Annotated in this window: 15 protein-coding genes and 1 pseudogene; 5 read left to right on the forward strand and 11 right to left on the reverse strand. The window is 66.7% G+C overall.

Annotated features, from left to right (window positions below; all coding sequences use genetic code 11):
• Positions 1-120 precede the first annotated feature (120 nt).
• Complete coding sequence (locus Q0937_RS13230) at positions 121-1,476, forward strand: MATE family efflux transporter (protein WP_299304373.1); 1,356 nt, start codon at positions 121-123, stop codon at positions 1,474-1,476.
• Positions 1,477-1,519: 43 nt separating this feature from the next.
• Here Q0937_RS13230 and Q0937_RS13235 read toward each other — a convergent pair whose 3' ends face one another.
• From Q0937_RS13235 to Q0937_RS13285, 11 genes and pseudogenes are all read right to left on the reverse strand, one after another.
• Positions 1,520-2,737 (reverse strand): glycine C-acetyltransferase, encoded by a 1,218-nt coding sequence (locus tag Q0937_RS13235; RefSeq protein WP_299304376.1) that lies wholly within the window; start codon positions 2,735-2,737, stop codon positions 1,520-1,522.
• A gap of 211 nt (positions 2,738-2,948) precedes the next feature.
• The gene (gene tdh / locus Q0937_RS13240) at positions 2,949-4,016 is read right to left on the reverse strand and encodes an L-threonine 3-dehydrogenase (protein WP_299304379.1); all 1,068 of its coding nucleotides are present in this window, start codon (positions 4,014-4,016) and stop codon (positions 2,949-2,951) included.
• Between the two features lie 195 nt (positions 4,017-4,211).
• Positions 4,212-6,869, reverse strand: coding sequence for a hypothetical protein (locus Q0937_RS13245; RefSeq protein ID WP_299304382.1), 2,658 nt, complete (start codon positions 6,867-6,869; stop codon positions 4,212-4,214).
• Between the two features lie 181 nt (positions 6,870-7,050).
• On the reverse strand, positions 7,051-7,905 hold the full coding sequence (locus Q0937_RS13250; RefSeq protein WP_299304416.1) for a PHP domain-containing protein: 855 nt from the start codon (positions 7,903-7,905) through the stop codon (positions 7,051-7,053).
• Positions 7,906-7,969: 64 nt separating this feature from the next.
• The gene (gene metE / locus Q0937_RS13255; protein WP_299304419.1) at positions 7,970-10,354 is read right to left on the reverse strand and encodes a 5-methyltetrahydropteroyltriglutamate--homocysteine S-methyltransferase; all 2,385 of its coding nucleotides are present in this window, start codon (positions 10,352-10,354) and stop codon (positions 7,970-7,972) included.
• Complete coding sequence (locus tag Q0937_RS13260; RefSeq protein WP_299304423.1) at positions 10,351-11,292, reverse strand: methylenetetrahydrofolate reductase; 942 nt, start codon at positions 11,290-11,292, stop codon at positions 10,351-10,353. Before Q0937_RS13260 ends, metE begins: the two co-directional genes overlap by 4 nt.
• A gap of 79 nt (positions 11,293-11,371) precedes the next feature.
• The gene (locus Q0937_RS13265; protein WP_299304426.1) at positions 11,372-11,614 is read right to left on the reverse strand and encodes a hypothetical protein; all 243 of its coding nucleotides are present in this window, start codon (positions 11,612-11,614) and stop codon (positions 11,372-11,374) included.
• A gap of 341 nt (positions 11,615-11,955) precedes the next feature.
• A pseudogene (locus tag Q0937_RS13270) lies at positions 11,956-12,957 on the reverse strand (IS3 family transposase); the annotation flags it as partial.
• 28 nt (positions 12,958-12,985) lie between these two features.
• Positions 12,986-14,083, reverse strand: coding sequence for an IS110 family transposase (locus tag Q0937_RS13275; RefSeq protein ID WP_299304428.1), 1,098 nt, complete (start codon positions 14,081-14,083; stop codon positions 12,986-12,988).
• Positions 14,084-14,280: 197 nt separating this feature from the next.
• On the reverse strand, positions 14,281-14,580 hold the full coding sequence (locus tag Q0937_RS13280; RefSeq protein WP_299304431.1) for a transposase: 300 nt from the start codon (positions 14,578-14,580) through the stop codon (positions 14,281-14,283).
• 139 nt (positions 14,581-14,719) lie between these two features.
• Positions 14,720-15,508, reverse strand: a complete 789-nt coding sequence (locus Q0937_RS13285) for an O-antigen ligase (protein WP_299304434.1) — start codon at positions 15,506-15,508, stop codon at positions 14,720-14,722.
• A gap of 541 nt (positions 15,509-16,049) precedes the next feature.
• Here Q0937_RS13285 and Q0937_RS13290 point away from each other — a divergent pair.
• The 4 genes from Q0937_RS13290 to Q0937_RS13305 all read left to right on the forward strand — a co-directional run bounded on the left by Q0937_RS13290 (position 16,050) and on the right by Q0937_RS13305 (position 21,227).
• Positions 16,050-17,654: a polysaccharide biosynthesis tyrosine autokinase gene (locus Q0937_RS13290; RefSeq protein ID WP_299304437.1), complete on the forward strand. Its 1,605-nt coding sequence runs from the start codon at positions 16,050-16,052 to the stop codon at positions 17,652-17,654.
• Positions 17,651-18,247: a hypothetical protein gene (locus Q0937_RS13295; protein WP_299304440.1), complete on the forward strand. Its 597-nt coding sequence runs from the start codon at positions 17,651-17,653 to the stop codon at positions 18,245-18,247. The genes Q0937_RS13290 and Q0937_RS13295 overlap by 4 nt, the downstream gene beginning before the upstream one ends.
• A 522-nt stretch (positions 18,248-18,769) precedes the next feature.
• Positions 18,770-19,954: a glycosyltransferase gene (locus Q0937_RS13300; RefSeq protein ID WP_299304443.1), complete on the forward strand. Its 1,185-nt coding sequence runs from the start codon at positions 18,770-18,772 to the stop codon at positions 19,952-19,954.
• The gene (locus Q0937_RS13305) at positions 19,944-21,227 is read left to right on the forward strand and encodes an O-antigen ligase (protein WP_299304446.1); all 1,284 of its coding nucleotides are present in this window, start codon (positions 19,944-19,946) and stop codon (positions 21,225-21,227) included. Before Q0937_RS13300 ends, Q0937_RS13305 begins: the two co-directional genes overlap by 11 nt.
• Positions 21,228-21,508 lie beyond the last annotated feature (281 nt).

The raw sequence follows: 21,508 nt of genomic DNA on the forward strand, positions 1-21,508 counted from the left end.
CGCGACCCCATGGTGCTGAGGTCTGGAGTCCTGGCGTCGAGTGCTCCTCGCGCACTGTCTCACGCCTGCCTGCGAACTCGGATCCGACGAACGTCGCGAATCTCGTCGCACAATAGGGGGGTGCCCGCGTCCCCCGATCCCTCCCCCCGCGAGGAGCGCGCCCGTCGGACCGTCGACCGGGAGATCCTGCTGCTGGCGATCCCGAGCCTCGGGGCGCTGGTGGCCGAGCCGCTGTTCCTGCTGACGGACTCGGCCTTCATAGCCCGGGTCTCGACCACGTCGCTGGCCGGTCTGGGCCTGGCCTCGACCGTGCTCACCACGATCGTGGGTCTGGCGATCTTCCTGGCCTACTCCACGACCGCCGCGGTGGCTCGCTCCTTCGGCGCCGGCCGCACCCGGGAGGCGATCTCCCGCGGGATCGACGCCTGCTGGCTCGCGCTGGCCGTGGGTGCGCTGTCGACCGTGCTGCTGCTGGTGGCCGGGCGGACCCTGCTGGCCGCTTTCGGCCCGTCCCTGGAGGTCCTCGCCGAGGCGATGATCTACCTGCGCCTCAGCGCCCTCGGTCTGCCGGCGATGCTCGCCGTCCAGGCCGCGACCGGCCTGGTGCGCGGCCTGCAGGACGCGAAGCTGCCGCTGGTGGTGGCCGTCGGCGGTGCGCTGGTGAACATCCCGCTGAACGCGGTGCTGATCTTCGGCCTGGATCTGGGGATCGCGGGCTCCGCGATCGGCACCGTCATCTCCCAGTGGGGAATGGCCACGGTGCTGCTCGGGGTGATCGTCCATCGGGCACGCCGGGAGGGCATCGCACTCACCCCGCACCTGACGAACCTGGTCTCTGTGGGCCGGGACGCGGTGCCGATGTTCGTGCGCACCCTCGGGCTGCGGGTGGTGGTGATCGCCGGGACCGTGGTCGCCACCCGGCTGGGCGATGTGCAGCTGGCCGCGCACCAGCTCGCCATGACGGTCTTCACCGCGCTGTCCCTGACGCTGGACTCCCTGGCGATCGCGGGCCAGGCCCTCACCGGCCGTCACCTCGGTGCCTCCGACCCGGACACCGTGCACGCCGTGACCCGGCGCCTGATGACCTGGGGCGTGGGCGGCGGAGCGGTCGTCTCCGTGCTGCTGCTGGCGGCGAGCTATGTGGTGCCCGAGCTTTTCACTCCGGACGTCGCCGTGCAGGAGAACCTGCGCGCCGCACTCTGGGTGCTCGTGGCCACCCAGCCGATCGCCGGGTACGTGTTCGTGCTGGACGGGGTGCTGATGGGCGCCGGAGACGCTCCCTACCTCGCCAAGGTGGGCATCCTGATCGCGGTCGCGATCCTGCCCGGCGCCGTCCTGGTGGCCTGGTGGGCTCCGGCGGGGCCGTGGGGACTCGCCATGCTGTGGCTGGCCTGCAACTTCCTGTTCATGGTGCTGCGGGCGATCAGCCTGGGCCTGCGGGTCCGTACCGACACCTGGATGCGGCTGGGCGATTGAGGCCCCGCCAGGTCTTGACCGCAGGGCCACACCGCACCCGGGCTCATCCCTGTTCGACCGCGGCGCGCGAGTCGACGAAGGCGCGGACCGCCGCCTCGACGTCCTCCTCGGTGTGGGCGGCGGAGAGCTGCACCCGGATCCGGGCCTTGCCCTGCGGGACCACGGGATAGGAGAAGGCGGTGACGTAGACGCCGTGCTCGAGCATCGCGTCGGCGATCCGGCCGGCCAGCGCCGCGTCCCCGAACATCACCGGCACGATCGCGTGCTCGCCGGGCAGCAGCTCGAAGCCCTCCTCGCTCATCCGGCGGCGGAACAGCTCGGCGTTGCGGAACAGGGTGCTGCGCAGCTCGGCGCTGCCTTCGACCAGCTCGAGCGCGGTGAGGGTCGCGGCGACGATCGAGGGGGCCAGAGAGTTCGAGAACAGGTAGGGGCGACCCTTCTGGCGCAGCATCGCCACGATCTCGCGTCGGCCCGAGACGTACCCGCCGCTCGCGCCGCCGAGCGCCTTGCCGAAGGTGCCGGTATAGATGTCGATGCGCTCGGAGACCCCGAAGTGCTCGGGGGTGCCCGCGCCGGTCGCGCCCATGAAGCCGACGGCATGGGAGTCGTCCACCATCACCAGCGCCCCGAACTCCTCGGCCAGGTCGCAGATCCCCGGCAGCGGGGCGAGGAAGCCGTCCATGGAGAAGACGCCGTCGGTCACGATGATGGTGCGGCGCGCGCCCTGTCCCTCCCGCAGCGCCGCGACCGCCTCGAGCTGGGTGCGCAGATCATCGAGGTCGGCATTGCGGTAGCGGAAGCGGGCCGCCTTGGACAGCCGGATCCCGTCGATCAGCGAGGCGTGGTTCAGCGCGTCGGAGATGATCGCGTCGTCCTTGCCGAACAGCGGCTCGAACACGGCGCCGTTGGCGTCGAAGCAGGAGGAGAACAGGATCGTCTCCTCGGTGCCGAGGAAGTCCGAGACGGCGGCCTCGAGCTCGAGATGGAGGTCCTGGGTGCCGCAGATGAAGCGCACCGAGGCCATGCCGAAGCCCCGCTCGTCCAGGGCCCGCTTCGCGCTCGCGACAATCTCGGGATGATCGGCGAGGCCGAGGTAGTTGTTGGCGCAGAAGTTCAGCACCTCGGCGCCCGTGCGGCCCGCCGGACCGGCGGTGATCCGGCCGGCCTGCGGGGTGGAGATGACCCGTTCGTGCTTGTAGGTGCCGGCCTGCTCGATCTCGGTGAGCTCGGCGGTCAGCTGGTCCTTGAGATCGGTGTACATCGTGGTGGGGTCCTTCCAGACAGGTTGATCCGAGGGTGATCCGAGGGTGATCGCCAACCGCGACCGGAAAGGTTCCACTTCGCGGGAACCTTTCCGGCCGTGGCGGGCGTGAGGCTCGGCGAGTTGGGGCGCGGGACGGTCAGGCGGGTCAGGCGGGTCAGTCGGGTCAGGCGGGTCGGACGGGCCGGACGGGCCGGACGGGCCGGACGGGTCAGTCGTCCAGCCTGCTCCAGTCCAGCACGACCTTGCCGGCGGTCCCGGCCTTGGCGATCTCGAAGCCGTGCTCCCACTCGCTGGCAGGGAGCACGTCGGTGATGGTGCGGGTGATCGCGGAGCGCAGCACCTCGGAGGTGCTGAGCATCGCGGACATCGCGTTCCAGGTCTCGAACATCTCGCGGCCGTAGATCCCCTGCAGGGTGAGCATGCGGGTGACGACCATGGTCCAGTCGATCTCGAACTGCTGCGAGGGCAGGCCCAGCAGCGCGATCTTGCCGCCGTGGTTCACGTTCTCGATCATCTCCTGCAGGGCCCGAGCCTGTCCGGAGATCTCGAGCCCCACGTCGAAGCCCTCCCGCATGCCCAGGCTGCGTTGGGCGTCGCGCACCTTCTGGCTGGACACGTCCAGGACCACATCGGCGCCGCAGCCCTCGGCCATCGTCAGGCGCTCGGGGGAGACGTCGGTGATGGTGATGTAGCGGGCGCCGGCGTGGCGGGCGACCGCGGCGGCCATCTGTCCGATCGGTCCGGCACCGGTGATCAGCACGTCCTCCCCCACCACCGGGAACTTCAGCGCGGTGTGCACGGCATTGCCCAGCGGGTCGAAGACGGCGCCGAGCTCGGGGCTGATCAGCTCCTCGCCGCCGTCGTGCTCATGGACCCAGACGTTCTGGTGCGGGACGGTGACGTACTCGGCGAAGGCGCCGTCGCGCTGGACGCCCACGGAGCGGGTGCGGATGCACATCTGACGGCGGCCGGCCCGGCAGTTGCGGCACATCCCGCACACCACATGGCCCTCACCGGAGATGCGGTCTCCGACGCGCACATCGGTGACCTCCTCCCCCACCTCGACGACTTCGCCGTAGAACTCGTGGCCGGGGGTGAAGGGCACCGAGTCGCACATCGCCTCGGCCGAGGCATCCCAGGCCAGGATGTGCAGGTCGGTGCCGCAGATGCCGGCGCGCAGGACCCGCACCTTCACGTCCCAGGGCCCGCAGCCGGGTTCCTCGACCGTCGTCCATTCCAACCCGGCACCGGGTGCGACCTTGCGCAGTGCGCGCATTGCTCCTCCGTTTCCTTGCCCTGGGCGTAGCGACGGTGCTCCTGCAGGGCGTGGCCAAACTACCGGAGATCCGGCACTGGGGAAGGCACCTTGGCGACGCAGCAGAGATCCCGGCCCCGGCGCCCCTGACGGGAGCGGGGACCGGGATCTCGTGGTCTGGACCGCGCTGCCTCTCAGGGCCGGCAAGCGGTCAGCTCACCAGCCGTCCTCCGAGAGATCCACCGTGAGGGTGCCGTCCTCGGCGAGGGTCGCGGTGCCTGAGACGCGGAGCGTCGAGGTGTCCGTCTCGTCGGTGGGGGCGTCTTCGTCGTTCCAGCTCTCCTGCTGGTACGAGAAGGTCGCCTCCCCCGGGCTGTCATAGCTGGACAGGCTCCATCCCTCCGACGTCGGTTCGAGCTCGACGGTCGGGTAGGTATCGATGGTCCAGGAGCCGGAGCCCTCGACCATGCTGCTGGCCCAGGCGGAGAACGGGCAGCCCTCGGGAGAAGCCTCGGTGGACGTCGCGCACTCGTCGAGAGCCGCCTCGACCTGGGACTGGACCTCAGCGGTGCCGGCCTCGCTCAGCGCGTAGGTCGGTGCCGCGTACAGCTCGTACCAACCCTCCGGATCAGCGGGGACGAACACTGCGCTCTCCTCGGAGTCGATGAACTCCGAGACCTCCGGCAGGCTCACGGTGTACTGGCCCGGGAGCACAGCCGAGGCGGCGTAGCCTCCTTCGACGGCGAGGCTCTCCACCGCCACCTCCTGGCCGTTGACCAGGAGGGTGCTCGCCCCCTCGGGAACCTCCAGTACGAGATAGGCGTACTCGGTCTCGCCCATCCGCCATTCGGGGAACACCAGCGCGGTGCGGCCGTTGCGCTCCACGAGGAAGGTCCGGGTGGTGCTCACGCCGTCCTGGAACACCGTCGCGGTGACCACCACATCATCGTCCCCGGACTTCTCCGAGTCGAGGATCTCGTAGCTGCTGATGCGGTTCTCTGCGGAGCCAGCGATCGCGTTGGTCAGCAGCACCTGCTGGGCCGTGGGTGCGTTCGGGGCGGAAATCTCCACAGCCTGGGCGGCGTCCCCCTCCTGCAGGGCGCTGAGATACGCCTCAACCCGCTTCTCCGGGGAGAACACTGTGGAGGAGATGACGTTGAACGCGATCGCGATCCCCACCAGCAGAACGAAGGCGCCGCCGACGGCGATGCCGCCGCGGATCAGGAGCTTGCGCGCCTTCGGAGAGAGCGGCGCGGCAGGAGCCTGTTTCTGGACGGGCGCTGCTGCGGTGGCCGCGGCCGATACGCCGCCCAGCGCCACGGTCTCGTGAACATGGCCGGCCGCGGTCGGCTCGGCGGTCGCTACAGCGGCCGTGCCTGCGAGGGCCGGTGCCAGCGGACGCCGGAACCAGGACAGCACCTTCGCCGGGATGAAGGGCGCGGCCAGCGGAGTCACGAAGCGCGAGAGCAGCTCCACGATCACGCCAGCGAGGCCTGCCAGCAGCGGGGTCCACGCGGCGAGCCCCAGGGACGCGCCGATCACCTCGCCGTCGCCGAAGGTGCCGGAGTAGCCCACCGAGGCCGAGAACCGAGCGAGGATCAGCAGCCCGAGCGCGCCGACGAAGTAGACCACCGGCAGCGCAGCCCACGAGACCGCGAGGGCGACCACATTGTTCGGCACCACCTGGCGCTGGTGCTGCCACAGCAGCGCAGCCAGGAGCAGGCCGACGGGGATCAGCACCAGGGCGCCCAGCCACACGTACCAGGGCATCGAGAACACCGAGAAGAACTCGCTGCCGGTGACGCCGAACTCGTCGAGCAGGCCGGAGCCGGTAATCGAGGCGCTGAGGGAGGACAGCAGGTCCATGCCCGTGAGGTAGGACAGGACGTAGCCGCCCAGCAAGGGCAGCAGCAGGATGACGTACAGCATCGGCGGGGTGTCCCCGTCGATCAGCGCCTGGATGGTGGTGACCACCGTGATGCCTGCGAAGGCCAGCACCGTGATGAGCAGCGCGTGGGCGAGGGCGAGCTTGAAGCCGGCGGTGAGGTCGGTGACCAGCGGCCACCAGGACGGGCGCGAGCGCAGGCTGATCCGGCCGAGCGCATGCGCGAGAGTGAGGAGGAGGAACGCACCGAAGAAGGTGTCGAAGCCTGCCGCGTGCAGACGCAGCGTGAGGTCCTCGTCGACCGGGATCGGCTGCGCGAAGATCAGCGCGGCGAGCACGGTGACCAGGGCGACCACGAAGCTGGTGAGGACGGCGGAGACCCAGATGCCCAGCTTTCCGGCAGCTTGGCGACGCTGCACGAAGCGGCCACCGTAGAAGCTCAGCAGCGCCATCACCACGGTGATCACGCCGGGCAGCAGGCGGATCGATGCACTGACGCTCTCACCGTCGAAGGTCTCGCTGAAGCCGAGGGAGCCCAGCATCCCCATCGCGACCAGCTGGAAAGGGAAGCGAAGCGCCGAGGCGATGCCGCTGAGTGCCTGGTCAGGCTGGATGTCCATGCCCTCGAGCGTGGCCTCGACCGGGTTGCCCATGCCGGCGATCGCGGCCGCGATCGCGAGCAGCACTATCGCCAGCACGGAGACGAGGATGCCGCCGAGATAGGTGACGCCACCGACCGCGAGCGACGGCAGCGGGTTGGTCAGGCCGGCGGCGCCCAGCTTCTGCTTCAGCTGCTCAGGAGTCATCCCGGTGGCGGCGACCGGAGCTGGCGCGTATCCCTGGGGTGCCGGAGAACCCGGGCCGACGGGAGCGCCCTGCGGCGCCGGTGAGCCGTGCTGAGGCTCCTGCGACGGTCCTGCGTTGTACTGCTGGGGATCCTGCGAGTGCGGATCCTGCGACGGGTACTGTCCCCCACCAGGCACAGTCATGTGCGTTCCTTCCGAGTCGTCGAACGATTCGATGCGACGTGGTCCCGGATTCGACAGCACAACAGAGCGCGTCAGAGCGCTCTGTTCTACACAGCCCCCACCCAGGTGTCCCCCACGACCCTCACAGATTACCGACATCTGTCCGAGGCGCCAACCTCACCAGCAGGAATACGCATCCCGGTCAGCGCCGCCAGAGCTCCTGGGCAGTGGCCCCGGCCCGGAACCCGAAGGCCTCGACCATGGCCACGGCCTCCGGGAACCCGTGCGCCAGGGCATGGGGCGCGTGCGCGTCGCTGCCGAAGCTGATCGCCCGGCCACCTTCCTCGCTCCACCACCGGGGCATCCACGGCCAGAGCCGTCGGGTGTTCATCTCCAGTGCCCGACCGCTGTCCGCGATCGCCCGCAGCGCGGTGCGGAACTCCTCTTCGAAACGCCGGGGGTTCACCGGACCCTCGGTTTCTTCGGGCCAGTACCGCAGCGCGTAGTCGAGGTGGGTGACGATCTCGAAGGGCTCGTCGCCCGCCACCAGGGCTGGGACCTCGGCGAGGTAGCGGCGGATCACCTCGTCAGCCGGCAGGCGCCGGAACAGGGTGTTGGGTTCGACCCGTCGACCCTCGAACTCGAGGGTGTGCAGAGAGCCGATGACCAGGTCGAAGTCACTGAGGTCCAGCTGCTGCCGCACGGCCTCGGCGCGCAGATGGGGCTGACCGAACTCGAGGCCAGTACCGATTCGCAGCTCGGGGAAGGCAGCTCGACAGCGGTCGATGCTCTCGAGATAGCCGTTGAGATCGAAGCGGGGCACGTGGACGATCCCGTCCGCGTCGAGCAGGTGGCGCTCATGGTCCGCGAAATCTTCCGGATCGCTGAACCAGGCGTCCTCGAGGTCGAGGTGCTCGGTGAAGAACAGCGCAGGCAGCCCGATGCGCACGGCCCGGACGCACGTCGCCTCCATCGTGCCGCGCGCGGCGGAATCGGGGCCACCCGTGTCCCAGGAGAACTCGCTGTGGACGTGGCTGTCGGCGGGGAGCATGGTCATGGAGCCAGGGTGGCACATCGGTCTCGCCGCGCCACCCCGGCGCCCAGTCCTGAGGAGCCCGGGCTCAGGCGACCACGGTCGCCTCGGCCCGCACCTGACGGACCGCCTGGACGAGATGGCGCAGGCTGGCCTCGGTCTCGGCGTAGCCGCGGGTCTTCAGGCCGCAGTCGGGATTGACCCACAGCCGCTCCGGGCCCACCACGGCGCGGGCGCGGCGCAGCTGCTCGGCGATCTCCTCGGCCGCGGGGACGCGCGGGGAGTGGATGTCCCAGACACCGGGGCCGATGCCGCGAGGGAAGGCACCGGGGTCGATCGCCTCGAGGATCTCGCCCCGGGAGCGCGCCGATTCGATCGAGGTGACGTCCGCATTCAGGGCGTCGATCGCACCGACGACCACGTTGAACTCGCTGTAGCAGAGGTGGGTGTGGATCTGGGTGGCAGTCTCCACGCCGGAGGTCGCCAGCCGGAAGGAGCGCACGGACCAGTCCAGATAGTCCGCCTGCTGTGCCTCCCGCAGCGGGAGCAGCTCGCGCAGCGCGGGCTCGTCGACCTGGACGATCCGGATCCCGGCGGCCTCGAGGTCGGTCACCTCGTCGCGCAGGGCGAGACCCACCTGGGCGGCGGTGTCCCCGAGAGGCTGATCATCGCGCACGAAGGACCAGGCCAGGATGGTGACGGGGCCGGTGAGCATGCCCTTGACGGGGCGCGGGGTGAGCGACTGGGCGTAGGTCGCCCAGCCCACCGTGATGGGGGCGGGGCGGTGCACGTCGCCGAACAGGATCGAGGGGCGGGTGCAGCGGGAGCCGTAGGACTGCACCCAGCCGTGCTCGGTGGTCGCGAAGCCGCCGAGGTTCTCCGCGAAATACTGGACCATGTCGTTGCGCTCGGGCTCGCCGTGGACCAGGACGTCCAGGCCCAGCTCCTCCTGAAGGGCGATCACGCGGGCGATCTCGTCCTTCATCGCCTGCTCGTAGCCGGCGTCGTCCAGCTCTCCGCGGCGATGGGCGGCACGGGCGGCGCGCACCTCCCCCACCTGCGGGAAGGAGCCGATGGTGGTGATGGGCAGATCCGGCAGACCGAGGGCCGCGCGCTGAGCCTCGGCCCGCTCCTCGTAGGCGGCGCGCTCGGTGTCCGCGGTCGTGGCGGAGGCAGCGCGCTCGCGCACGGCGGGCACCTGCACGCCCTCGAAGGTGCGCGGCACGGAGCGCGGCCCGTCGACGTCTCCGGGCTCGACGCCGCCAGCGGCGAGGGCGACGATCTCGGTGATCTTCTCGTCGGCGAAGGCCAGGGTGGCCACGAGTTCGGCGGGCAGCGAGGCCTCGAGAGCAAGGGTGTGCGGGACGTGCTGGAGTGACACGGAGGTGGAGACGGAGATCGCGTCCGCCTCTCCCCCAGCCTCGGTGACGCGTCGGCGCAGCTCGGCCAGGCGAGCAGCGGCGGTGGGCAGCTCGGTGCGCCAGACGGAACGGCCCTCGATGAGCCCGGCGACCAGCTGCACGGTGTCGACGCCGTCGAGCTGGGCGACAGTGGGCAGCTCACCCCGGGTGAGGTCGAGGTGCACGGCCTCGGCGCCGGTGGCCAGCAGTGTCGGCAGCAGATCACCGATCCCGCCGTACGGGGTCGTGATCAGCAGCTGCGGGCGGTCCGCGCCTGCGGCGAGGCGGCCGACGGAGCGCTGCAGGACGGCGGTCAGGGCCGACTGGTCCAGGCGCTGGTCGGCGGCGAGCGCGGGCTCGTCGAGCTGCACCCAGGGAGCGCCGGCCGCGGCGAGGCGGGAGAGCAGCTGCGCGTACACAGCCACGATGTCGTCCAGGCGGTCCAGCGGATCGAAGCTCTCCGGGGCGCCCACCTGCGCTTTCGCGAGCAGCAGCAGGGTCAGCGGTCCCACCAGCACGGGGCGGGTGCCGGCGCCGTCCTCGAAGGACTCTCGGAAGAGGTCCACGACGCGGGTGGAGGCGAGGTGGAGGTCGGTGTCGGGGCCGATCTCGGGGACCAGGTAGTGGTAGTTGGTGTCGAACCACTTGGTCATCTCCAGCGGCGGCTGCTCTTCTTCTCCGCGCGCGACGCCGCGGGCGAGGGCGAAGAGTCCGTCGTCGTCGATCGTGCCGTCGGCGCCGAGCACGGAGGCGAAGCGATCCGGGACGATCCCGACGGCGAGCGCGGCGTCGAGCACCTGGTCGTAGAGGGAGAACGACTCGGGCGCGGCGCTCGCGGCATCGAGGCCCAGCGCGGCGAGGCGCGTGCGGGTGGCGCGGCGCAGCGTGCGGGTGCGGCGGGTGAACTCGGCGTGGTCGATGCGGCCGGCCCAGTAGGCCTCCTCGGCCTTCTTCAGCTCCCGGTCGGGGCCGATGCGGGGGTAGCCGACAGGGGTGGCGGCGGGCAGCGGCGCGTTCTGCGCCGACACTGCGGACTGCGGGCTCTGGCCGGGCTGCGTGGTCTGGGCGGTCATCGGTTCTCTCCTTGCGAGGGGGTGGACCAGCGGTCCAGGTCGAGGTGGTCGAGCACGTCGAGCGCATCGGCATGCGAGTTGAAGGTGAACAGGTGCAGGCCCGGGGCTCCGGAATCGAGCACGCGGCGGGCGAGGTCCACGGTGAAGCGCACCCCGATCCGTCGGCGTTCGGTGTCGTCGGCAGCGATCTCCAACTGGTGGAGGAGTTCGCGCGGGGGTTCGACGCCGCTCATCGCGGCCAGGCGCTGCAGGCGCCGCGCGTTCGTGGCGGGGACCAGTCCGGGCACCAGCGGCATCCGGACCCCCGCGGCGCGGGAGCGCTCGAGCAGATGGCAGTACGCCGCGGGATCGAAGAACACCTGGGTGATCGCGAAATCTGCCCCTGCGCGCTCCTTGGCCACCAGCACCTCGGTGTCGTGGCTGGTGGTGGGTGATTCGGGATGGCGGTGCGGATAGGCGGCCACCCCGATGCTCACCCGCCCGCCCGCGAGGCTCGCGGTGCGCTCTCGCTCGATGGCGCGGATCAGCTCCACCAGCGGCCGGGCGAAGGGGATCTCGTCCTCCTCGAGCCGGTGGCCCGCAGGCTGGTCGCCGCGCAGGGCGAGCAGCCCGCGCACGCCGCGGTCCAGCAGCGCGTGGATGATCGTCTCCAGCTGCACGCGGGAAGAGCCCACCGAGGTGAGGTGCACCAGCGGGCGCAGCGACGTCTCGGCCAGGACGTGCTCGGTCAGCTCGAGGACCCGGGCGAGATTCCCGTGGCCGGCCCGGCTGGTCACCGAGACGTGATCGGGAGCAGTGGCTTCGAGCTGGGTGATGGTCTCACGCAGCCGCTCGAAGGAGACGTCCGAGCGCGCGGGGAACAGCTCGTAGCTGAGCGCGGGGCGGTGGCGCACCGGGGCGGTGCGCTCGAGCTCGGGCAGCGTCGTGGTGGCGGACATGGCGGGAAAGATATGTTCTGCTGTCCGGGCGAGGGAAGGATCGTGTTCACGTGTGAACTTGCGCGACGGAGGGCCGCGCTCAGCCCTGATCCACCGATGGTGATCGGTGGAGTCGGGTCCGAGGTTGACTTGCGTTCGAGACCACCGGCGTTCCGCAGAATTCGGGGATGCTCACCAAGCTGGACAAGCTGATCGACGGCACCGACAAGCTATGCCCCACCACGCGGGCGGAGATGAAGTGCCGGATCTCGACGATGCCGGGGCTGAACTGGTACCTGCGCACCACCAGCACCTGGCTGCTGCCGGTCCACAAGAAGGCCATCGAGCGAGAGACGAGCCTCGATGGGAAGTACCTGCTGCTCTCCTCGGACCTACATCTGTCCGCGGAGGACCTCGCTCTGGGCTACAAGCAGCTGCTCGAGGTCGAACGCGGCTGGCGAGACATGAAATCCACGCTCGACCTGCGGCCAGTGTTCCACCGCTGTGAGGACCGCATCCGTTCCCACATCGCTACGTGCTGGCTCACGCTGCTGACAACCCGGCCGCTGGAGATCTCCACCGACCAGACCTGGAACCAGGTACGTCGCCAGGTCCAGCGCCTCCACCAGGTCACCCTCGCAGGCGACGACGGCACCGTACTGAATCGGCCCAGGTTCTCTGCCGCTACTTTGCGGGTTCGGGCTCTCGGGCGAGGGCCTCGTAGTGGAGCGTCTCGGACTCTACCGGGGTCAGCATCCCCAGGGAGCCGTGGAGGCGTCGGTTTTTGTACCAGTCGACCCAGCCGGCAGTCGCGAACTCGACGTCCGAGAGCGTCCGGAACGGGCCGTGGTGGAAGACGGTGGTGCGGATGCACTCGGTCTTGAACAGCCCATTGACCGTCTCCATGAGCGCGTTATCGAACGCATCGCCGACGGTCCCGATCGAGGGAGCGATGCCCTCGAGGTCGAGGTGCTCGGTGTACCGGATCGACGTGTACTGCGATCCGGCATCGCTGTGCGCCACCAAAGAGCCTGGTGAGACCTGGTTTCCTTCGCGTTCCCGCTGCCACAGCGCGATCCGCAGTGGCGTCATGACGAGATCGGTGCGCATGCTCGAGGACGCGTGCCAGCCCACGATCCGCTGAGCGAACACGTCGACGACGAACGCGACGTACACGAACCCGGCCCAGGTGCGAACGTAAGTGAAATCGGTGACCCAGACCAGGTTCGGAGCCGGGGCCGTGAAGTCGCGATTGAGCAGGTCACCCGCCCGTTTCCCATTAGGGTTCGGGGTGGTGGTGCGCAGCTTCTTCGCCCGCCGAATACCTTCGAGGCCGAGGGTGCGCATCGCCCGGTCCACCGCCCCACGGGAGGTGCCGGCCAGGCCTTCCTGACGGCGGAGCAGCGCGACCCACTTCCGCCGCCCGTAGAGCCCTTCAGGGGTCATCTGCCACCGCTGGGTGGTGGCGTTGAACGTCCAGGCCAGGGTACGGATCTTGTCCTCGACCAGAGCGTCTGTGCCGGTGCAGGCCGCGATGCGGGGCGGTCTCTTCCAGCCCCGATAGATTCGTGCAGCGATCTCCAGGCCCTGCTGGCGCAGGACGCGGAGGATCGACTCGACTGCATACCCTTCGGCTCTCATCTCGTCGATGAACGCGCAGATCAGCGGTTTCGGGGGTCGAGCTCCCCGATGCTCCTATGTCAAGTATGAGCGTTCAGGCGGCTATGAGCGTCATCGAAGACGCGGGGTCCTGCATTGTCGACGGCTCCGATGGACCAGCATTCGCAGACGTCTGGACGGCGGGGACCACGTCGGCTCGCTGTGCCGCATAGACGCGGTCCGAGAGCCGACGTCGTAACAGCCGTAGCGCCTCTTTGCGCGTCTTGCCGGCGGTGATGAGCTTGTCGTAGTAGGCGGCACCTTCTGCGCCCATCCGGATCTGGGTGAGGGCGGCCATGTGCAGGGCGGTGTTGATCGTGCGGTTCCCTCCGCGGGAGAGTCGAACGCGCACTTTGTTGCCTGACCAGACTGGGATCGGCGCGGTGCCGTTGAATCTCGCGTAGGCATCGCGGGAGCGAAACCTGGCGATCCCCGCTGTCTCGCCGATGATCATCGCTGCGCCCAAGGTTCCCCTCCCCGGGACGGCGACCAGTGAGGGATGGCTGGCGCGCACCAGTCGACTCAGGCGGCTCTCCAGCGTGTTGATCCTGACGGTGAGCTCTCGAATGTCGACCAGGAGGTCCTGAGCGATTTCGGCCACCGCCCCTTCGACTGGCTCCAGGTACTCGATCAGCTCGTCCAGGAGGTGGTATCGGCGCAGAGCTCGAGAGGGAATCTCCAGCTCAGGATCAATTTCGTGGAGGAACCAGCGAGCTTTGGACTGCATCGCTGTGCGCCGGGCGACCAGGGTCCTGCGATGGTCTGATAGGAGCTTGATGTCCCTGGAGGCGCCCGGCAGCTCAGCGGTCGGCAAGCCCTCTTCGCGAAGTGCGACCCGGGCCACGGCCTCAGCATCAATGGGGTCCGATTTCCCGCGTTCCCGGCTGCTGCGCCTCATGCCGGCCATCAACCTGGTGTGCACGCGCACGACTCGATGGCCGGCTTCGAGCAGATCCGCCTCGAGTCGACGAGTCAGGTGTCGGCAATCCTCGACTGCGACGGTGACGTCTTCGAAGCCTTCCAGCCAGGTCATGATTTTCCGGTGCCCGGCGGCACGTGCTTCGACCGTAAGTTCCTTGATCCTGCGACCCACTTCGTCCACCGCGACGAGCGTGTGCCAGTCCTTGTGAGCGTCGATACCGATGACAGTCATGGCAGTTCCTTCCACAGGCCGGATACTGCTCGAGCTGCGGTGCCGAACGCGGGAGGGCACGCCTCAGTTGGGCATTCGAACCAGCAGGCTCCTATCAGGCCACGCCCGCCTCCAGCACCGTGGGCCCCGGCGGGACGGCACATCGAGGACAAGCCACGAAGGCAGCGAAAAAACGAGCCAGCCCCGCCGGGACACCCTCAGTCTGGTACTGACGCGAAGAAAATCGAGGCCCGGCGAAGAATCTCGTTGTCCTCGCGCAGCCGCTTGTTCTCCGTCTTCAAGCGTTTGACCTCGGCTGATTCCCCGCTGGTCACGCCGGGCCGGGTGCCGTCGTCGACGTCTGCCTGGGCCAACCAGCGCCGCACGGACTCCCGTGAGACGCCTTCCTGACGGGCGACCGCAGTGACGGCGGCGGTCAGGGTGGGGTACTCCTGCTGGTGCTCGCGCACGAGCCGCACGCACCTCGCGCGCAGCTGGGGATCGATCTTCTTCGGCATACTGTCCATCCTCTCGGACTCAAACAGCAGCGGCATCAAACCCGGGCCGATTCACCCCAGGTCGAAAGCGCCTGACATGGCCGACGCCTGGTGACCGCAGCGTGATCGAGGGTGGTGGTGCGCAGGGCTTGACGCAGGGTCAAGTCGCGGGGCGCTCTACGCTCTCGCCGTAACACTCCGACCCATCGCCGTGCACCCGTGACCCCGCCCAGCCGATCACCAGGCCGGCCAGCAGGCAGACGAGCGGGAACTCGTAGAGGTGGTCGATCATCGAGTGCACCGCCAGAGCGCACCAGGCCGTCACACCGATCATGCCCCGAATCGGGTTGCCCTGGGTGGCAACGAGCGCGCCCGAGACCAGAACGGCGAGGAACAGCAGGACGCCGATGGCGCCGAGCTCGGCGGCGACCTGGAGGATCGAGGAGTGGGCGGCGTAAAGGTGGTCCGCCGAGCGGGAAATCTCCGAGTATTCGTAGAAGGAGCCTGGCCCTCCGCCGAGAACGGGGTGTTCGCGCCACAGGGCGAGAGCGTCATCCCACAGTTCTTGCCGTGCATGGCTGAGGCTCTCAGAGCGCCGCAGCCACGCCGGCCACGAGGGAAGGCCACCGAGGACGAAGACAGCCAGCGCCGCCGCGGCGGTGATGCCCAGTCCGAAGCCGAGAGCTCTACGGCGCGACGTCGGTCCGTTGCCGGACAGGGAGAGGGCGATGACGACCACGACCAGAAGCACCAAGATCGAGGCGGCCTGAGCTCGCGCCGCGAGCAAAACGCCGAGCGTCCCGATCGCTCCGGCGATCACCACCCTGCTTCTGCCGATACGAGCGCCATCGGGCGCTCTGGAGGGCTGGGACAGCAACAAGCCCGAAAGCGCCACGAGCTGCACCCCCACCGCGGCTTCCGCATTGCTGTAAAAGGGAGAAGCAACCACCGTCGCCAGCACAAGCGCTGCTGTCGCAGCGGCAATCTGTGGTCCCATGCCAAGGCGCACGCACTGACGACCAGCGGCCACTCCTACGAGGAAGAGCAACGGAGCGACCCACAAACGGACGCTCACCGTGGAGTCCAATTCCCCTCTCCCCGTAGCGAGTGCGGTCCACAGCAGCAGCGCGCCGACGGACGCGGCCAGGGTGAGTTCTGCGGATCCGAGCCATCGTCTGGCAACCAGTGAGCCTGGTGGCATCGTCACGGGGCCCTGTTTTTTGACTGCAAGCCCTGTCCCGACGCTGGCAGGAAGTGGCGAACTCGGTTGTTCGCAAGCACACCGCTCCTTAGACGAACACGGACATAAGTGGACAAATCATACCTACTGGACCAGATCCCCGCCTTCACCACGCCGCGTCCCACACCTTCGAGGGAGGAGAAGCGGCCCAGTGCGCTAGATTTAGCATGGGGTGGGGTCTCGTGAGCAAGCGACCTGACGTCCAGTGCAAACCGGCCTGCCAGCTCCGAGTTCTTCGAAGCGCAAGAGAATGATTGAACGGATCCCAATGGAGTTACAGCACTACCTGAAAATTTTGCAGGATCGCTGGGGCCTCGCCCTGATCACCGCAATGCTGATGCTCGCTGCGGTCGCAGGTTTCACTTTCCTGCAGACCCCCCAGTATCAGGCAACGAATCGGGTCTTCGTGCAGACGCAGACCGGGAGCAGCGTCGCCGACCTCAACAGCGGTGTGAGCTTCGCCAGCCAGCAGATCATCAGCTATGCCGACGTGGCAAGGTCACCCCTGGTGCTGGATCCGGTCATCGAGGAGCTCGACCTCGATACGTCCGCGCAGGAGCTCGCCAGCCAGATCAGCACCGCGGTGCCACCGGAGACGTTGATCTTGGAGCTCACCGCGACCGATGACGACCCGGCCCGAGCAGCGGCGATCGCAAACGCCACGTCGGAGAGTCTTCGCCTCCAAGTCTCGGCCCTCGAGACGACCGAGGGGGAGTCGACGGTCGAGCTGACGGTCATCTCCCCCGCCGTCGAGCCGACGAGCCCAGCATCCCCCAATATCCTCCGAAACGGAGTGATCGGCCTGGCCCTCGCGGCGCTGGCCGCGGTGGCCGTGATTATCGTGCGAGAGTTCTTCGACAATCGCGTGCGGCGCCCCGAGGACATCGAGCAGGCCTTCGACTGCGCGGTCATCGCAACGATCCCTGCCAGCAAGGACGAGACGAACCTGCCCCTGATCTCGGTGCAGCTTCCACAGAGCGCACAAGCCGAGGCTTACCGTGAACTCCGTACCAACCTGCAGTTCATGGGACTCACGGGCGATAGCAGCAGCGTGCTGTTAACCTCCTCAGTTCCCGGTGAGGGCAAGACCAGTTCGGCGATCAATCTCGCCCACGTCGTGGCCCAGGCTGGCAACCGTGTGCTGTTGATCGACGCCGATCTGCGTCGGCCAACAATTGCGCGGTACCTGGGGCTCGAGGGTGGCGCCGGCCTGACCTCCGTGCTGAGCGGGAAAGCCGATCTCGAAGACGTCACCCAACCGCTGGAGACCGAGGGGCTGGAAGTGCTCGCTTCGGGACCCATCCCGCCGAATCCGAGCGAGCTCTTGGGCAGCAAGAGCATGCAGAACCTGCTCACGGAAGCAACAGCGACCTACGACTTCGTGGTGATCGACACCGCGCCGATGCTCGCTGTGACCGACACCGTGGCCCTCTCCCGCTATGTGGGTGGCACGGTCGTAGTCGCGGAAAGCGAACGCGTGCGACGCCCCCAACTGTCGCAGGCCCTGGAGAAGCTCGATGTCGTCGAGGCCCGTCTCCTCGGCGTGGTTCTCAACCGTGTGCGTAGAGGTTCGCGAGGCTTCTACAGCTACGACTACTCGCACACTTCCGATAGTGCTCTTCCAAGCTCTCGACCGATGCCGAATACTCCAAGGCAGGAGGAGACCGAAACCACGCCGGGTTTGCCATCAGAGGAATCGAGAGATGCTCAGCGCCCTCGGGAGGAGCCCCCACGCACCCGCGTCGGCAAGAACATGGACCTTCGTCGCGGGCGGCGCGCCGCCCTGCCCTCTGACCTGACTGCGGCCCCTACGCCGGGGCCGCCGGACGCGCACCAGAACCAAAGATCTCAGTGACCGCGGAATCGATCATGGTGGTATGCACCGCCAATATCTGCCGGTCACCCGTGGGAGAGGCGCTACTCACGGATGGACTCAACGGAGCGGACATCACAGTCACCAGTGCGGGAACCCGAGCGAAAGTGGGTCACGCACCGGTGCCGCAAGCACTCGACTTCATTGAATCCGCACTCGGCGAGCACGCTCTGCGCGAAGGGGTGCAACTCACGAAGGACACCGCCGAAGCTTCAGACCTGATCCTCACGATGACCGAGCAACAGCGGATGTGGGTCGCGCAACTAGCACCCCGCATGGTACGCCGCACGTACACGATGTTGGAGTACTCGCGCCTCCTGGACGAGCTGGACGACCGAACGACATACGCGTCGCTGTCGGATCTGGTGCGTACCACGGCTCCCCTGCGGGGGCGCGCTAACGCACATGGCGCATCGAATGACATCGCCGATCCCTACGGCGGAACACCGGAGGCCTACGCTACGAGTTTCGACCTCATCACAGCAGCCAGCCGCAAGATCTCCGCCCGGATCATCGAACACCTTGCTGCGCTCCCTCGACCCAGCAATCCTCCGGGCCTACACCCAGAGATGTAACGCCATACCCTGACCGGTGGCCTCGTATCCGGGAGCAGTTGCCGGCCGATGACCCCGTGGAATGCGCACGTCTGTCAATGGCGGGTGAAAATTGACCCCGTGTCGAACGCTCGACTTCACCTCCACCTGACGCCTCCTCCCGAGGGCTCGCGCCTGTAGTCACACGGTCTGAGTTCTTCTCAGCACGTGTCTATGCAGGTCATCACCGCATTTTGTCAGAGCCGTTGCCCATCATCTGCGGAAGTACGGACCGAGGAGTGGCCGCGGACTCCGCCTGTCCATGGAGCGCGACACTCCACCAAGCCTCCTGCAACGGCACCCGACCGAAGCCGAAGCCGCCTACACTCTCCCCTGAGGCCGGAACCCCGAACTCTTCAGCGCACCTTCGACCTCAGCTTCCTCGATTCGACTCATCGTGGAAGGACGGAGCGTAAAGGCCATTGACGGTGACGCGACCAGGCGTACAATCCCAGAAGGCGATGGAACCCACCTCCAAAACCTACCGAAGGCGGAATAATCTTCATGAAGGTTCTCACGCTGAACAATCTCTATCCGACCATTCGTCATCCACGCGGCGGAATATTCATCGACCACCGCCTGAAGGCTCAAGCCAGAACTGGCGCGCAGAGCACGGTCGTCGATCTCGGGTACAGAGTCATGGGGATCCGTAGAGGCAGCTCGAGAACGGGCGCCCTTCCAAGCAGCATAACTTCGGCTCCGTTCGATCCCTCGATAACGCCCACTGAGTGGAGAAGGCTTCGCAATGGCAAAGCTTCCATCCGATTCATTCAACACTATTCACGAAAACTGACACGCGAGATCGCCGACGATTTTGACGTGATTCACGCTCACGGAATGTACAGTCCTCCAGCAGGCGCGATTGCCAGAGAACTGTCCCAGCATCTATCCATTCCGTATGTAGTTTCATTGCACGGGTCAGATGTGAACATGCGCAGTCCAGCCCAGGGAGAACTGCTCGCAGAAGTACTCAATGGAGCCGCCAGCGCAATTTTTGTCAGCGCGGCTCTCAGGAATCGCGCACTCATGTGTGGGGCCAATAATCGTGAGGAATTGCGCGTCCTGCCGAACGGCATCGACCCCTCCATATTCACACCAGCCGAATCAGATTCGCTCGGATCCAGAACGGACGGGCACCACGGGGACCTAGACTCACCCGCGAGAGTGCTGTACGTCGGGAACCTGATCCCAATAAAAGGTGCCGACCGCCTTCCCCAGATCTTCAAACATATTGCAGCGAGGACTGGCAATACCGAGTTCGTGGTCGTAGGCGATGGAACACTTCGGAGGGAGATCGAGCACAACACGGCAGGTCTCAAGATCAGCTTCCTTGGCAGTGTCGATCAGAGAACGGTCGCGAGAATGATGGCCGAGAGCTCCCTCGTGGTGCTCCCGAGCAGAAGCGAAGGGTGGCCTACTGTCATCCTGGAAGCGTATGCCTGCGGAGCACCTGTTGTAGCTTCGGACGTCGGCGGATCGTCAGAAGCGGTAGCAGGCTTCACCCCTACTGTGCCGGACGGTGAGGACTTCGACCGCAGATTCGCCGAAGGATGCATTGAAGCACTCATTTCTGGCCCGAATCCGGCTGACCTGATCGAGCATGCTTCGAAGTATTCATGGGACGCGCTGGCAGCGAAAGAGCTCGAAATCTTTGAGCGCTCCTTAAAGAAGGACCGCCGTGAAGCGTGACACGATCCCAATTGTATCGAGCCAAAAATTGATGGCAGCGGCATCGCTGCTGTACGGCGCGGTTGCAGCTCTCGACATCTACCCGCTGCTGGGACAACGCACCATCGGCAGCGTCTACAGCCTGATATTCATCTCTCTAGTCATCCTTTGGAAACGCCCCGGTCCGGCATTTCAACCAGCTCAACGACTGATCATCGCAGCGGGTTTCGGATTCTTCGTCTGGTCAACGGTGAGCGCACTCTGGGCTCCCCCCCAGAGTGAGGTGATCGAGCGGTTCATCAGTCTTGCGCAAGCATGCACGACATTCGGAGCATTAATGCTCGTCACGCCTTTCTTTCGGCGGTGGATCACAATCGGATTGGCACTGGGTGCAACTCTCGCGGCGTTGATACTTTTTACTCAAGGGGAGACTGGCGTCAATGGTCGTTTATCCTTCGGAACTGTCGACGAAAACATCACCGCATACACCTTCTCCCTCGGGATCGCCGCGTATATCGCGATAATTAATAGACGCTCGACTTTATTGCTTTGCATCGCTCCCATCGCAGTCCTGTTCCTGGCGACGGTGCAGACTGGCTCGAGAACGGGCCTCGCCGCGATCCTCGTCACGATTGTAATATATCCACTTATTGTTTTCCGACGCCGCCTGGGCCGAAGCCTGGCGGAGTTGAGCCTCATCGTCGTATTCTTGATCGCGCTCCGAGAGTTCGCGATCCGGTGGGAGGCGACTCCGGACCGCCTCAGACCTCTTTTTGAAGGCGATACCAGCATCAGTGACTCCGGCCGTTCGGCTATCACTGACCAATACATGCAGTTCATTGACGAGTGGTGGCTGTTCGGCACCGGCCTTGCAGGAGGAAACGACTTCATACAATCCAAGGTGGCGCTCTTTTCCGATTCAGTCCACAATACTGTGCTCCGGGTATGGATTGAGACTGGCGTCATAGGCCTAATACTGCTCTTGGCGGTATATGCCTTTACGCTCTACAACGGCATTGCCACTCCGCAAATCCAGCGCTACCTAGTGATTATTGTTCCCACCTTAGTATTCTCACTCAGCCTCGGTGGGCTCGAACTTTCATCCTCCTTCTGGACGAGTATCGCGCTGGTCGCCGGATCGGCACCCGGCCAATTAGGCTCACCCTCCATCGAAGACCACCGCCGGGCACGTCCCCGATTTCGAGTTCAAGCGCCGCGAACGGCAATCTCCACGGAGCATCTAGCGTCCGCCACCAACAGATCGGACACAATGTCCATCGCGGACTGGGGATGAAGACCGTCGTATGCATCTACAGGCCCGTATCCAAGTTGACGTTCATGCTCAAGAACTTCCGGCCACTGGTTGTTAGACGTCGTTAACCTCAGAACGTGGAATCTCCGTCGACTCTCATCCAGGGGTGATTCCGGAACCAGAAAATAAGCAGGTCGACCCTCCACCTTGCGCGACTCTTGGGCAGTCAAGGGGGCGCGCCTGCACAGTTGCACGGGAGAATTTAATTGCTCCGGGCGCACCAGTTAGTACTCATACTCACCTCAACACCTCTCTGCTGGCCA

The sequence above is a fragment of the uncultured Brachybacterium sp. genome, from assembly GCF_947500705.1.
In the GTDB taxonomy this organism is placed as follows: domain Bacteria; phylum Actinomycetota; class Actinomycetes; order Actinomycetales; family Dermabacteraceae; genus Brachybacterium.